Annotated in this window: 10 protein-coding genes and 1 tRNA gene; 3 read left to right on the forward strand and 8 right to left on the reverse strand. The window is 37.2% G+C overall.

Features of this window, described 5'->3' with window-relative positions:
* Positions 1-16 precede the first annotated feature (16 nt).
* From I5677_RS05910 to I5677_RS05925, 4 genes are all read right to left on the reverse strand, one after another.
* Complete coding sequence (locus tag I5677_RS05910; protein ID WP_197660657.1) at positions 17-2,305, reverse strand: ABC transporter ATP-binding protein/permease; 2,289 nt, start codon at positions 2,303-2,305, stop codon at positions 17-19.
* 19 nt (positions 2,306-2,324) lie between these two features.
* The gene (locus I5677_RS05915; protein ID WP_197660658.1) at positions 2,325-4,655 is read right to left on the reverse strand and encodes an ABC transporter ATP-binding protein; all 2,331 of its coding nucleotides are present in this window, start codon (positions 4,653-4,655) and stop codon (positions 2,325-2,327) included.
* A gap of 360 nt (positions 4,656-5,015) precedes the next feature.
* Positions 5,016-5,087, reverse strand: a tRNA-Gln gene (locus I5677_RS05920).
* Positions 5,088-5,234: 147 nt separating this feature from the next.
* Positions 5,235-6,416 (reverse strand): cation diffusion facilitator family transporter, encoded by a 1,182-nt coding sequence (locus I5677_RS05925; protein ID WP_197660659.1) that lies wholly within the window; start codon positions 6,414-6,416, stop codon positions 5,235-5,237.
* A gap of 181 nt (positions 6,417-6,597) precedes the next feature.
* Between I5677_RS05925 and I5677_RS05930 the strand changes: the two genes are divergently transcribed.
* The gene (locus I5677_RS05930) at positions 6,598-8,451 is read left to right on the forward strand and encodes a glycerophosphodiester phosphodiesterase (protein ID WP_197660660.1); all 1,854 of its coding nucleotides are present in this window, start codon (positions 6,598-6,600) and stop codon (positions 8,449-8,451) included.
* 208 nt (positions 8,452-8,659) lie between these two features.
* Here the strand turns inward: I5677_RS05930 and I5677_RS05935 are convergent, their stop codons facing one another.
* Positions 8,660-9,835 (reverse strand): iron-containing alcohol dehydrogenase, encoded by a 1,176-nt coding sequence (locus I5677_RS05935; protein WP_197660661.1) that lies wholly within the window; start codon positions 9,833-9,835, stop codon positions 8,660-8,662.
* Positions 9,836-10,249: 414 nt separating this feature from the next.
* Entirely contained in the window at positions 10,250-11,419 is a 1,170-nt protein-coding gene (locus tag I5677_RS05940; protein ID WP_197660662.1) for an iron-containing alcohol dehydrogenase, read from the reverse strand.
* A 309-nt stretch (positions 11,420-11,728) separates the two neighbouring features.
* On the opposite strand from I5677_RS05940, the gene I5677_RS05945 reads away from it, so the two are divergent.
* Together I5677_RS05945 and I5677_RS05950 are read left to right on the forward strand one after the other, a co-directional pair.
* Complete coding sequence (locus I5677_RS05945; protein WP_197660663.1) at positions 11,729-12,760, forward strand: DUF4097 family beta strand repeat-containing protein; 1,032 nt, start codon at positions 11,729-11,731, stop codon at positions 12,758-12,760.
* 24 nt (positions 12,761-12,784) lie between these two features.
* Entirely contained in the window at positions 12,785-13,105 is a 321-nt protein-coding gene (locus I5677_RS05950; protein ID WP_197660664.1) for a putative heavy metal-binding protein, read from the forward strand.
* A 177-nt stretch (positions 13,106-13,282) separates the two neighbouring features.
* On the opposite strand, the gene I5677_RS05955 is transcribed toward I5677_RS05950, so the two are convergent.
* Entirely contained in the window at positions 13,283-14,191 is a 909-nt protein-coding gene (locus I5677_RS05955; protein ID WP_197660665.1) for a CPBP family intramembrane glutamic endopeptidase, read from the reverse strand.
* Positions 14,192-14,262: 71 nt separating this feature from the next.
* Positions 14,263-15,765, reverse strand: a complete 1,503-nt coding sequence (locus tag I5677_RS05960; RefSeq protein ID WP_197660666.1) for a D-alanyl-D-alanine carboxypeptidase family protein — start codon at positions 15,763-15,765, stop codon at positions 14,263-14,265.
* Positions 15,766-16,140: the final 375 nt, after the last annotated feature.

Consider the following 16,140-nt stretch of genomic DNA (forward strand, 5'->3'; position numbering starts at 1 on the left):
GAATATAATGATGTATCTAGATAAATGACTTTTTAATTATTCTTGTATAAATGTAGGTAGCCAAAGCTACTGCAATCAAAAACAATATAGCGCATACCACAAACTGCGGAATCATTAAATACTTCAGGTAATTCAAAACAAGTGTAGTTCTTATGTTATAAAGAATTATAAGTATAATTGCAATAGAGAACATAGCTGCAAAAGATAACAAAGCAAGTTTGGTAAAAGTTATCAACTGAAACAAGTATGGTTTCATACCAAGCTTGTTTAAGATAAGATACTCCTTTTTCCTAATCATGTAAATCATGCAGACGACGAAGACGATTGCCCCAGCTGTAATAAGCAATACAAATAATGACATAGCGATCAACCTTTCCCGATTTACATTTAAATCATCTGAGAAATATTTAGCTGACATACGATACGTACTTGCTGCTATATAATCACCGGATTCATTAATTTTTTTAAGTACTCTGTCAAGATAGGCGTAATCTTCGACGTATATACTCATCTGTCTGCTTCCGGTATCATAAATTGAATAAAATAACTCTTCCGATACATCAATAAAAGGGAAACTGCTTTCATTGATAAAAACTCTTTCTAAAGTAGCTCCATTGGGAATTACATGGGTAAACACCTCAATGTCCTCATTCGAATTGGTATAATCCTTTTCAATTACATTGATATCTATAACTTTACGATCTGAAATCAAATTGCCTAGATCACTATAATATCGGCAAACAAACTGACATTCTCCTTTTGGTATGGCATTTCGAAACATAGATAAATATGCCTTTCTGGTAACAACTGTATTCCCGTTTAAATTTCTATCAATTTGCGGGAGTGCACTTGCTATCTGCCCAAAAGTCTGCGTGCTTTCGTTCCAAAAAAAATGTATCTTGCAATTGGGGCCTTCATAATAAGCGTTCAGCATATCGCAAAAAGCATTGGAAAAGAAAGCCTGACCACTGTTACCTTTAAGTAATCCTGTTACCTTAAATTTCTGATAATAAAATGTGTCACTACTATCAATGACCAATTTTAAGTAGGAACCATATTCTTTTCCAAGGAGTGTTTCGTCCTCCGAACAGATTACTATTTCATTTTCTTTCTCGGGCATTTGACCTGCGTATATATCTTCTTCTGACAATGAGGAAGCAGACCTGACATAATTTGTTTCATCTAATGGTTTGATTAATCTGCCTGATAAATAATCATATTCATAATCTTCACCTTCTTCCAGATAGTACCTAATGTCTGCTACTGTGTCATACAGGTCGGTCGTTTCTACATACTTTAAACTTTTAGCCCATTCCAGATCCCGGGAAGATATCTTCTCACCATCCAAGCGGACAACTGCAATACGTTCCATGCTGCTATTCTGATAAGCAGATGCCTGAAAGATTTTTGCCGGTGTCTCATCCGAGTTTATGTAATATGTACTATAGAAAAAAATCATAATCAGTCCAGCCATAGCCAGAAAGAGCAATACTAATATATTCTGGATTGCAGAGGATTTCATATCCCACTTTAATAATGGTAACAACGGTATTTTAAGGCGGTTGGTTGTTATCAAATTCTTTGGTAAGGTATGAATTCTTATCAACTCCAACAAACATGGTGCAGAATCTTCCTCGACCCTGCCTTTTCTCATCTTAATAATACGAGTAGCATAATCTTTTGCTTGATCTAAATTATGAGTCACTAGTATAATCAAATGATCGTTAGCGCACTCCCTTAAAAGTTCCATGATTTGCTTACCGTTTTCTGCATCTAGGTTAGCCGTAGGCTCATCTGCAAGTATTATCTTCGTATCTCTTGCAAGAACCCTTGCGATCCCTACCCGTTGTCTTTGTCCGGCAGAAAGCTTACATACCTTAATGTCAGCATGACCTTTCAGTCCAACTTTATGTAAGACTTCTTCTGTTTTTACTTTCGCAGTTTCCAGTTTCTCTCCACTAAGTAATAAGGCACTCATTATATTTTCTCTGGCTGTATAGTGTCCTATTAGTTCAAAGTCTTGATAGATAAATCCAATTTGTTTTTTCCTATAATCTTCTCGGTTAGCATCATCTAATTCTGCAATTTTTTTATTTCCAAAGTAGACAAAACCACTATCCGGGTTCAAATTTCCGCCAATTAAGTTAAGAAGTGTTGTTTTTCCTGATCCACTCTCACCTATTATTGCCACCAGTCCGGTAGATGCAAATGTAAGGTCTGTTTTTTCTAAAGCAGGTACTACTTTACCTTCTGCAATATAATATTTTGATACATTTTCTAATCTTATTATTGATCCGTTTGTCATAATCGTCCTTCAACCTCCATCACTCTACTGTGCCTAGGTCTGTTGGCTTCTTTGAAAGCATTCTCAAAACCGGTACAACAGCAGGAAGAAAAGCTGTTAAAAATACCAGTACAAGAACACCGAAAGCAACCCACCACGGATAATTGATCGTATCTTTTATTACGTTAAGTCGTGAAGCAATGTTTTCTCCAAATATAAAAATAATCCATGTAGGCAAAACTACACCGGTTGCTGTTTGAAGGATTGACCACAGATATGCAAAAAGAATCTGCTTCCTAAGTATCCCCTGTGTAATATGTATCAGAATAACCCGTTTCCTATTTTCTAAAAAAGCCCCCATCGTAAAGTAAAATAGTAAAATGGATAATATCATGATAAAGAAAAATGATATAGCTACATTAATTACAATGGTTTTAAACTTAGCATCATGGGATCTAAGTTGATCTGCTGCCGTAGAGTAAGCTTTTATTCTTATATCCTCTGATTGACTTTCTTCTTTGAATGTATTAACCAGAGATATTACTGCATCCGGATCCTCTGTATAAACCAAAAAACGCCCCACTTCAGAGAGACAATTGTTAAGTACTTCTTCATAATCCTCTTCGAACGTTTCTTTCATGTCATTATTTCCATGAATGATCTGTCCCAGAGCTTCTCTCAAGGTACCGTCATTATAGGAAAATCTTGTTGTCCATTGTACCAGATATAAGAGCATATATCGGTCCATATAGACAGAGGGTTCACCGGTATCACAGATCCCTGTAATAACCAAAGGTGTATCAAGATCTTGGGCAGCTACATTACACCCAATAAGATCATCGTAGGAATGGTAAGTACCCCATACTACATCGTTTGCTTCAATAATCCGATCAGCCAGCCATTTGTCTACGACAATATCATATGCACTATTGGGGCTACTCCCATATAGAATAGCTTCTTCCTCCAACAACTCGGAAGGAACAATGGAATAATCCTTTAAAGCATTACTATAGGATCTTACCTGAGTGAAATACTTACCACTGAAGGAAAGTTCGATCTGTGGATACAGACGAGGAGGAATAATGAATGGATATCTTCCATCCGGAACAATCGTATATTCGTTAGCTCTTAATACCTTTAATAATTCTGATGCTTGTTCCTGCATATATACTACCGCATTCGGTTGGCCCCACTCCAAAGTAACCGTTACATAATGACTATCCTCTGTAATAAAAGTGGTTTTATCTGCCCTGTAAACAGTAAAAAAAACACAGGCTGTCACCGAAATAATAAGAGTAACCACAATAAATACTAACTTCAGATAGAAATACCGTTTTGATAATCCGGCAAACATTTTATTTGCAAGCTTCTTCACCTTTTGGATATTCGTCCTTTGGCTGACAGTTAACGGTGGATAATTTACTAGCTCCTTCGCTTCTTCCTCTTCAGGTTTCGGCATCTGTTCTACCAGACGTAATTCTGAATCTTTAGATAACAAAACTGCCTGAGTATCTGCAGAAAGTAATTCAATATAATACCGACTTCCGGTCCATACAATACGCATCTGTACCTCATGCTCCGGTGTCCCATAAAAACTTAAATCTATCCCCGACCCTTTCAAGGTCTGTTTCTCATAATTTTCGAGGCAAATAAAAGAATCCTCAAGATAGCTACTGTAATTGGTAGACTCATTTGCTATGTCACTTATAACATTGCCTTTCTCAATTGTTATGATTCGATCAGCGTAACAGGACGCTGCTCTTTGATCATGGGTAACCATTAAAATCAGATGCTCCTTGGAAAGTTCCTTTAGGAGGTTTAGTACATTTATGGTATTAGCCTCATCAAGATTACCTGTCGGTTCATCAGCAACAATTATCTTCGGACCTTTTACAATTACTCGAGCTATAGCAACACGCTGTTTCTGCCCTCCGGAAAGCTGCGAGACAAGCCTGCTTCTTAGGTGCAGGATACCAAGCTTATCCATGACAGAGGAACAACGCTCTTTCATTTCGGCTTCAGAAATCTCAAATGGTTTTAAAGCCAATTTAATATTATCTTCAACCGTATTCTCTTCAAGCAACAAATAATTCTGAAAAATAAAACCAAAATGACTGGCTCTCAGCAATTCGTACTTTGTGGGTGAATATTTATCTAACTGATAATCATCAATAACAATCTGTCCACTATCAAAGTCATCCATACCACTAATTACATTCAGTAGTGTTGTCTTTCCTGATCCACTTGCTCCAAGAATACAAACCAATCCCGAATCGCCAAAAGATATCGTGGTTTTGTTAATTGCCTTGATTTCTTTCATTTTACTATTTTTTTTATTAAATGTTTTTTGAAGGTGCTTTACATGAATCATTTTGTTTTTCTCCGTGTTTTTAGATTTGAAAGAAATAATGGTATCTCAATAATAATTCATTCTTAAATCCTGATTATGTCACGCAACATACCAATATATTCCATTATATGCTATTATTTATTAATTAACAATATAATTTTTCTATAGTTTTATATATTTAATACTAAAAATATTGAAAAAGTTACTTAATAGGAAAGTCAATTTTACATAAAAAATGAGCTGAGTAAAAGCCCATTTTTAAGCCGGTATATTAGCATATAACCACAAAAAAATGAAGTCTTACGACTTCATTTTCTTAGCTGGATAAGCCCAGTTGCAAGCAAAAACCCTGATCATCATTGGATAATCAGGGTTTTACAACTGGGCTACTAGGATTCGAACCTAGAGATGCTGGAGTCAGAGTCCAGTGCCTTACCGTTTGGCGATAGCCCAATCTATAACAATTGATTCTGCTTGTCAAATCAACTGTTTTTTTTTGTAGCGCTTTCAGTCGCCACGAATGATATTATACCCCATAGGGATTCATTTTTCAAGAACTAATTTTATTTTTTTTCATCCATTTTTTTACTTTGTTTTATGCTATTCCTCAGCAATAAAACTATTCTCCATAGTAATAATACACTGGTGTTTTGGATCTCTTTTTCTTACTTCCTCCACAATGGTCTGAAGCAGCTGGTGCTCCTGTTCCTTCGTATAAGAATAAGGTACTACCAAATCAAAGATTAAATTAATCTGTCGTTCACCGTTCACAATGCGAAAATCATGGATACTTGCTTTCGGTTCTAGGCTCTCTACAATCAAAGTAACCATCTCCCGTTTTGTTATGACCATAGTGTTATTAACTTCAATAGGATCCATATGAATCACTAGAAAGATATCCAGTTTCTTAAGTACATCCCTCTCAATACGATCTATGGTTTCATGGGCTTTCTCAAAATCAATATCATTGGGTACCTCCGCATGGATGGTAGCCATTCGATGGGTCGGACCATAACTGTGGATAATCAGATCATGGGTCCCTACAATACCCTCATAGCTTTCCACCAAGTCAGAAATCTTTTTGTATATTTCCCGATCAATCGCCTGTCCAAGTAATGGCTCCAGGGTTTCCTTCGCTATTCGAAAACCGGCTATCATAACAAATACGGATACTACAACACCCATATATCCGTCAATCTGCCAACCTACGGTTCCTGCCAGGACGGCTGAGGCTATGGTCGCCGATGTTACCATCACATCTCCCAGTGAATCTGCTGCTGTTGCCTTCATCACAGAGGAATTTATCCGGTTACCAAGCTTTCGATTGAACAACATCAACCATAGCTTGATCAATACCGATAAACAAAGTATCCCAACCAGAATAGGATTGAATTTCACATCTTCAGGGTTTAATATCTTGGAAAAAGAGCTTTGAAACAATGATAATCCAACCTGCAATATTAAAAATGCTACTGCAAGGGCAGCGATATATTCAAATCTTCCATGGCCGAAAGGATGCTCCTTATCTGCAGGCCTACTCGCCAGTTTTACTCCTATATAGCTGATTACCGAGGAGGCAGCATCGGATAGATTATTAAAGGCATCTGCCATAACGGAGATACTATTGATAATCATACCAACTGTGATTTTTACACCAAATAATATGACGTTACAAATAATTCCTAAGATACTGGCCAGTATGCCATAGGATGTCCGTACTGCCTGGTCCTCCACCCGATCTTTATTTTTAATAAATAACTTCACTAAGATTTCAGTTAACATTGCAAACTCCTTTCATAATCCAAATCACCTCTGGTAGATATCGGAATTAAAATAATTTTATCATACGAGAATGAAAAATCAAGGATATATAGGATATCTATCGTAATTCACTTCCTACTTGCATAAAACATAATATATGACTATAATAAGCATCATGATAATCAGAAAGGAAGGTGACTCTATGAAATTTTTTCCAATCAAATACAGAAAGCTTATGAAAGCCCGTAACAGGAATCTTCTTTTGCTTGAAATCACCTTCAATATACTATTCGTGGTTTTCATGATACCCCTCATTAATATTGCATTTAAGTATGTTATGAAACTGTGGGGGCACAGTTATGTAACTCAGAAAAATCTACCTGTCTTTTTAACACATCCACCGGCAATCTTATTTTTATTGGGTATCTTTATCATAGTTCCAATTCTCGTGTTATGGAAAATGTCTTCGATAATTCACCATTGTCGCATTGCAAGCATTAACCCCGGCCCAAATATCCTTAGTAATCTAGCCATCGGATTTTTTAAAACTCTACGATCAATTTTTACAGGCAATATAGCCTTACCCTTTTATGCCCTAATTATTTATCTGTTTACCAACATACCATTATTAATCGGGATATCTATAAAGATGAGATTTCCTATTACCTTTACTGATGGAGCTTCCGATGTTTTATTTCTTCGCGGATTATTTACCTTGTTTTTAGTGTTTATCACTTTTATAGCCTATCGGGGTTTATTTACTGTGCACTTTTGTATCAATGAAAATCAAAAATTTCTTGATGGCTTGGAACATTCCAAGCAGCTCATGATGGGACGCCATCCGAAAACTGCTACCACCTTACTGTTATATAATGTATTTCTGACCGTAGGTTTTTACCTGATTTATAATATTATACTTTTTATCATGGCTGTTTTAATCTATTTCTCTGTTGAGAAAAACATGGTAATCACTATTTTTCTTTCTTACTATCCAATGGTAAATTTATATATAGCTTTATTGTTTAGTATGATTTCATTTATTACCAATCTAAACCTGATTTCTTCTTTATATCGAACTTATCGGGAAGAAGAAGGAAGAGATTATGACGGTTCCATTCTAAACTATCAGGAAGAGGAAACAACATTTCTTCCCATGAAGGGCCACCGCCAACTTTTGATTGCTATATTAGTTATGTTTCTTTCGGCAGGATTGATTAATTTTTACATCGCCGTACGAAATGATTCCTTTCATCTTCAAGAAGCTCTATCCGGTATCCAGATAGCTTCCCATAGAGGTAGTTCCTTTAACGCTCCCGAGAATACTCTGCCTGCCATTGAACAGGCCATTGCAGCTCACTCCGATTATGCGGAAATTGATGTCCAACAAACCAAGGACGGTGTCCTGATCTTGTTACATGATAAAAATCTATGGCGTACTACAGGTTTAAATAAGTATATCTGGACCCAGACCTACGACGATATCAAGGACTTGGATGCCGGCTCCTGGTTCGGGGATGAATATGCCGGTACACCCATTCCCACATTGGAAGAAGCATTGGAACTTAGTAAAGGTCGTATTAAACTAAATATAGATGTTAAGATCCATGGTCATGAGCAGGAAATAGAACAAAAGCTGGTTGCACTGATTGAAGAGTATGATTTTGAACACCAATGTATTGTATCCTCCTGGAGTTATGACACTGTTGCCAGGGTCAAACAATTAAATACAGATATAAAAACCGGCTATATCTTATCAGCGGCTTACGGTAATTTCTATGATAAAGAATTCATTGATTTTCTAAGCATCCGCTCCGCCTTTATTACAAAATCTGTTGTGGAGAATACTCACCTAGCCGGTAAAGAGATTCATGCTTGGACTGTCAATGCAAAAAGTGAATTGGAACGGATGAAGTCCCTGGGCGTAAATAGCATTATTACTGACAATCCTATACTGGCAAAGGAAATTCTGTTACGGGATGATACCAATGATACTATAGTTGAACTATTACATAAGATGCTGTTAAACCGCTCCTTCTATCAGATTGTTCGAAAGTAAGCTTTATATAAGTAAATATATGAGAAGTAAATATCCACAGTAAATGTAATAATAATGGCATGAGCTTTTGAAAAAACTCATGCCATTATTATCTATCCGACTAATTCATCTTTCATATTACTTTTATTCGAGTATCGATAAGATAACTATTAACTATGATATAACTCATCTACAGAATTTAGTATTGTCTTAACATTTTAACACTATCCTACAATACAGCCAGACGATAAATCGCTTCCATGTCTTTCTTAGTCAGAGGAACAAAGCTTCCTCTAGTTTCATTCTCCCCAAGGCCCATGGTTTCCACCATATAAGGGATATCCTCTTCCTTCGCCCCCAGTTGTTCAAAATTGATGGGCATACCGATAGAGGTATAGAACTCTTTCAATCTCTTAATACCTTCCCTAGCCGTCTCTTCCGGGTTAGCAAAATTCATCTCACAGCCCCATATCCTGACAGCAAACTGTGCAAAATGGTTAATATCATGATGCATGACATAAGTCATCCATGCAGGAATAATTACCGCCAGTCCTGCTCCATGGGCTACATCATAGAGCCCGGAAAGTTCCAGTTCTATCTTATGGCTTGCCCAGTCTTGATCCCTGCCCACACCGACTATATTATTATGAGCCAGCATTCCCGCCCACATAATATTGGCTCTAGCTTCGTAGTTATCCGGATCTTCCATAACTCTTGGGGCTTCCTTAATCATCGTCAAAAGAATTGCCTCACTCAGGCGGTCGGTTATCTCCACCTCCTTGGTATTGGTAAAATACCTTTCAAATACATGAGCCATAATATCCGTTATACCACAGGCTGTCTGATAGGGAGGGAGTGTTTGGGTCAGTTCAGGATTGAGAATTGAGAATATCGGCCGTATTAATTCTGAATTTGTACCTCTTTTCAGCATACCCTCTTCCTTCGTAATGACCGAACTATTACTGCCCTCACTTCCCGCTGCTGCAATTGTTACAACCGTACCTACTTTCAATGCTTTCTCTATCTGTCCTTTACCGTTGTAAAAGTCCCAGAAGTCTCCTTCATATAAAACACCTGCCGCAATTGCCTTAGCGGAATCAATTACACTTCCACCACCAATTGCCAGAATAAAATCCACATCTTCCTTACGGCATAGTTCAATCCCTTTATAAACCAGTCCATCTCTTGGGTTCGGCAATACGCCACCCAGTTCTGCAAACTCTATATTCACTTGTTTTAAAGATTCCTTAACTCGGTCAAGAAGTCCGGATCGAATGATAGAACCTCCTCCGTAATGGATTAATACCTTTCTTCCTCCAAAACGTCTCACATAGTGACCTGCTTCTTTTTCCGTATTCCTTCCAAAAGCAAAATAGGTCGGACTGTAGAATGTAAAATTATTCATTGATGCTCTCCTTTCAAGTCAAAATAAATCATTAAATCTATCCTAATCATATAGGAAGAAGTGTTGAATTTCCATGTAATATGTCATATAAACCATGTAGATACATTTCGTAATTGTGCCTTCTATCTGGATATTATATCTGTAATTTAATAATAAATATTCGATACTATTACTTTTTAAATAGAGCAAACTAAAAGTGATATATCTCTTTCATTACTATAGTAATCTCATGGATAGGGATATCCCTTTGTGTATATTCGATTATCTGCATAACTTAGTATCTACTCTAAGTAAAAAAATAAAACCATATATAAATCTTTATATAAAAACGGCAAGAGATCGCGCTCTTACCGTTTTATAATATCGTATTCTGTAATTAATCGTTTTACTTTAATTCTAACGTTATAGTTGTTTTTACAATGCGAGACGATAAATTGCTTCTATATCCTTATTTTTAAGCGGAACAAAGCTTCCTATGGTTCCGTTCTCACCAAGACCCATCTTCTCAACCATTTGAGGGATATCCTCTTCTTTCGCACCCAGTTGTTCAAAATTAATCGGCATACCGATTGAGGTTAAGAATTTCTTTAATCTCTCGATACCTTCCTTCGCTGTCTCCTCAGGATTAGCAAAGTTCATCTGGCATCCCCATACTCTAACAGCAATCTGAGCAAAGCGATTAATATCATGTTTCATAACATAAGTCATCCAAGCAGGGAAAACAACCGCAAGACCGGCACCATGGGCTACATCATAGAGTGCAGATAGTTCATGTTCAATTCCGTGGCTTGCCCAGTCCTGTTCCCGTCCGACTCCCACAAGGTTATTGTGCGCAACCATTCCCGCCCACATAATATTGGCTCTTGCCTCGTAATTATTCGGATCCTTTATTACTCTGGGAACCTCTTTAATCATTGTCATAAGTACTGCTTCGCATAAACGGTCAGTAACCTCTACTTCCTTGGTATTTGTAAAATATCGTTCAAATACATGGGCCATAATATCTGTCGCACCACAAGCTGTTTGATACGCAGGCAAAGTCTGGGTAAGTTCAGGATTAAGGATGGAAAATACAGGCCGAAGGGCCTCTCCCCCGGCTCCTCTTTTTAACATACCCTCTTCCTTGGTAATAACGGTATCACCGCTGCCTTCACTTCCGGCTGCGGCTATGGTTAACACAGTACCAACCTTAAGTGCTTTTGTTACCGGTTTTCCCTCGTAGAAATCCCAGAAATCACCTTCATAAACCACACCGGCTGCGATCGCTTTCGCTGAATCGATAGCACTACCGCCTCCGACTGCAAGAATAAAATCTACGCCTTCCTTACGGCATAATTCAATTCCTTCATAAACCAGCCCGCTCCTAGGGTTGGGCTTAACACCTCCCAGCTCTACAAACTTAATATTTTCCTTATTTAAAGAAGCCTTTACCCTGTCAAGAAGTCCGGAACGAACTACGGAACCACCGCCATAGTGGATCAGCACCTTGTTTCCACCAAATCGTTTCACATAATGACCAGCTTCATTCTCTGTATTCTTACCAAATACAAAGTAGGTTGGGCTATAAAATGTAAAATTATTCATACAAATTCTCCTTTCATCATATAGATTCCCTTTTATCATATACGATTGATACATGATTTTCCATGTATTATATCATATTTTTTATAACATAGCTTACGCTTTTATATTTGCTACATTCATAATTTTTTAATATTACTAAATAAACCACTTCCCATATTATATACCATTGTTAATAAACTATGCTAAGCAAAAATTTAACTTAGATTAGAAGTTAATTAAAACCTCTAAATAAGGGCTTAGATTGCTTGACATCAGCTTGCTAACAGTTATAATATGGTAAAAGAAAAGAGATATTGTGGGAGGGAGCTTATGAAAAGTAACTTAAAAAAGATATTTATATTATTAACCATTACGATGCTATCTATATTCATTTTTACAGGCTGTGATATGTCCTTTGCTTTTAATGGTGGTTCCAATGAGCTAAGAAGAGCCGATGCCATGGAATTCGAAGTGGAGAAATCCAAGGTTGAAGAAATTACTCGAATTGATATCAATACCCGTGTGGGAGAAATAGAGATCATTGAATCGGATGATTACTATGTGGAAATTGATTATCTGTTTTGGGAGGATGAACCGGTATACAATATTGAGGATGGCAAACTGTTCTTTGATGATTCTGATACCTTACCTAATTCCTATTCCATAAGATTTAACCTGGATAATATTATAAAGGTATATGTACCGGAAGGTAGTGTCTTTTCACAGGTTGATTTAGATACCTCCTCCGGTGATGTTGAGATTGAGGGTTTTATAACAGACAAATTAGAAGTTGATGTAGCTTACGGTGATTTGACCGTTAAAAATATAGCTGCAAATAAATCTGACTTTCAATTATCTTCCGGTTCCAGTAATATAGAAAATTTCGATACCGGAGAACTAAGGTTTAAGAATTCCTACGGTAATTCAAAATTTAAGAATATCAATACGGGAGAGCTTCTTCTTTCTGATATTTCCTATGAAAGTTTCGATGTTACTATGTCCAGCGGAAACTGTACGATTAAAGGTTTAAACACCGGTTCTGTGAATATCACCAACTCTTATGGGAATATTACCTGTGAGGAGATCACCGCAGAAGAAGTCGATATGGATTTGAGTAGCGGCGATCTGGAGATATCGAAATCTGACATTATGGAAATTGATATTAGTAACAGCTATGGTGATGTTACCCTATCCTTGCTAGGAAAAAAAGAGGATTATAATCTTGATTTGGAAACCTCCTATGGAGAAATTGAAGTAGAGAATCAATCCTATGAGGATCATCTGCAAAGAGATAATGATGGAGCCAGATCAATTAATGCCTCCTTAAGCAGCGGCGATATAGAAATTACATTTAAAGAATGAATCAAAGAACGGAGGATGTAGTAAATGATAGTAACAACAACCCCTTCCATTGAAGGAAAAGAAATTGTTGAATATTTGGGAATCGTATTCGGTGAAGTGATCTCCGGTGTTGACTTCGTCAAGGATCTAGCTGCCGGTTTATCTAATTTCTTTGGCGGCAGATCCGGCACTTATGAAGAAGAACTCATACGTGCCAGAGAGCAAGCCATAAGGGAATTGGAACAAAGAGCCTATGGTTTGGGTGCCGATGCAGTTGTGGGCGTAGACATCGATTATGAAGTATTAGGAAGCAATAACGGAATGCTGATGGTAACCGCATCCGGAACCGCAGTCCGTTACCGTTAATACAGCGACTTCTCGTCTCTAAAAATAGTTCGTACCAGGCAGACATAAGCTTTTTTATGTCTGATCTGATGCGAACTATTTTATGATACGATTATAAAAGTTCTCAAAAATATCCTATGCCTAGGTAGGGATCGGCCTGTGAGTTTCGTTCACGTCTAAATATGATATCAATCCCTCCTAAGGTACCAACAACATCAATCCTATCCAGAATACACACAATGCTATGAATAATACCGTACCTACATTAATTACGTATAAGATTTTATTCTCAACCTCTATTTCACCCTTTTCAAACACCAGTTCCTTTGCTTTACGGAAAAATAAAATCATTCCTGTAATAATAGCAAGGATCACCCAGAGACCAAACACTGCTAGGATACTCTCGTTATTGGTAAAGGGTGCCACCATAAATCCAATGAAATTCACCATAATGTGCAATATAATAGCATAGCGTACTGTATTCGTCCTTATGGTAACATATGCGAATACAAATCCTAGAACGGTTGCATAGAAAAACTGTTGTAGGTTCATATGAAAAAGTCCAAAAGCAAACCCTGTAAGCAAAATCGCAGGTAAATCTCCAAAACTTCTTAATTTATCTAAAAGTAATTTACGAAAAATTATTTCCTCAAGTATGGGCCCAATAATTGAACCATAAAGAAAGAGAATAAAAAGATTGCTTCTTTCAATAACCTCCTCAAGTGGGTTAACCAGCGTTTCTTTGCCTAATAGTGATGCAATTTGCATATTTATCATAGTACCCAAAATATTAGCGATATACATAAACGCTGTACACACCAGAAAATAACCCAAAAACTGTTTTACGGTTAATCTAACTTCCTCTCCCCGTTTTGAAGATGGAACTCCTTTTATCACTGCAGATAGAACCGGAATTCCTATGCCTAACATGATAATTCCAGTAACTGAAAATGCATACCAGCCAGATTTACTAACTTCAGGAAAAAAACTTATAATCAAACTATCGATAGCAATCTGTGATCCCAGTATTGCTAATGTCATTAAAAACAATCCTAAGCCAATACGGCTAAGTAGCTTATCCGGTCTATCCTCATAATGTTGATCCAAAAATATCAGCTCCTATTAATATTTTTAAGTTAATCATTTGTATTACCTATATTTTTAGATGAGATTATATATTATTGTAATCCAAAGTCTAATAATTTAGTAGCATCCTGATATCTTCCGGTGGAGGTTGAATTCATAATAACAGCTACAACCGTCTTATCACCCTTTCGTGCAGCTGCAACCAGACACCTTCCTGCCATTGTTGTCGTTCCAGTTTTTAATCCCAATGCATAGGGATAATATCTGCTGCTACCTTTATTGACTAAAGAATTCGAATTCTTCCACCGGATCATCTCTCCGCTGGCAAATATATTCTTTGACGTACTTTTCTTACTGATATTGGTAATGATCTCATTCTTTGCCGCAGCTATGCCAATCATCCCCATATCATATGCTGTAGTGTATTGACCGATTGCATCATATCCATCGGGAGTTTTAAAGCAAGAGTTGGTTGCACCGAGACTAATGGCCTTTTCATTCATCAACCTCATAAATTCCTTAATTGCTTCCTCACCGGTAGCATCCTCATTCTTTAGAGATTTCCTGCCCACATATGCCGCAGCTACATAAGCTGCATCGTTACCTGAAGGAAGAAGCATTCCCTCCAGAAGATTTTTAATCGTAACGACGTGTCCACGAACCAATAAAGCCTTGGAGGAATCCGATGCAATGTATTTTACTTCTTCACCAACCGTTACCTCCTCATCCAGTTTACACCAATCTAGTGTAACAAGAACATTCAGAAGTTTCGCTGTACTGGCCGGAAACACAGGAGTAACTGCATCCTTATGATATAATACATCCATTGTATCTGCATCTATTAAAATGGCCGCTTTGGCTGTAATTTTAAGACTTGGATTAGAAATATCAAGGGCCGTTTCAATTGCACTGTCATATACCAATTCTTTCGGTATGTATGATAAATAATCTATAGTTGAACAATCATAGATTAATCCCAGATCCGGCTTTATAATCTCAACAATAGCTTCCTTAACTTCCTCACTATTGTTGTTAGTTGATACTTCTATATCTTGGTTCCCTTTAACAGAGTCCTCGCTAGAATTAGCTTCTTCTTCGCTTGATGATAAATTGGAAGTCTCACCGCCAACACCATCAGAAACCTTCTCCACTGTGTTATCAGTTGATGCAGAAGCTTCATTATTAACATTATCTGAATTCTCTTCAACTATGTTCTGTGAGGTATGATCAGGCGAATTATCTTGTGTTACATCCATAATACCTGTAGCCTCTTGTGTATTCAGGTCGGTATCTGAGATCCTCTCATCAACGATGGTACTCTCAAGTGAAGATTCTTTATCACTGGGATTAGCTGAAAGCCATGGCTCTTCCTTCGCCAGGTCTATGGTTTCATCCGTAAGTGAGTTAACCTTAGTCTCCTCTGCTATCTCTTCACTGACATCCACCTGTTGGCTATCATTTTCAGTCAGCTCTATCTGTTGTTTGTTATCATTCGCAGTACTACCTTCCCTTGTCATCAGATTGACTCCGGCAAATAAACCGGTCATAACTAGACAAGCGAATAAGATTAGTCCAAATTGTTTTTTCTTACTCATGTTTTCTCCCTCAGCACACTTTTTTAATTTGCGAAAATGTTGTTACATTTCCTTTCGAAAATGTCTGCCGGTAAATGGCGGACTATATTAAGCTAAAATTTCTGTCAGCAAGATAGAGTTTCGCTAGGGAAACTCTCGCGTCTGGCGCGGTCGGTAAAACGGTAAAACTCCTTACGAACGAGTGCACGTCCTGCCTGGAAGGCTATTTCATACTATTGGAAGTTCGCTAAAATTTCCTATAGCATAAAACAGGGACGTTATCTTACCATATTAACGTCCCCGATTTTATTCTATTCTATTTTAATATTTGTTAGCCAATAATGCAAGATTTTTCCGCTTTTTTATAAGTTTATCTAAGTGATTATTGATAATATA

This window comes from Mobilitalea sibirica (genome assembly GCF_015999265.1).
Lineage (GTDB): Bacteria > Bacillota > Clostridia > Lachnospirales > Lachnospiraceae > Mobilitalea > Mobilitalea sibirica.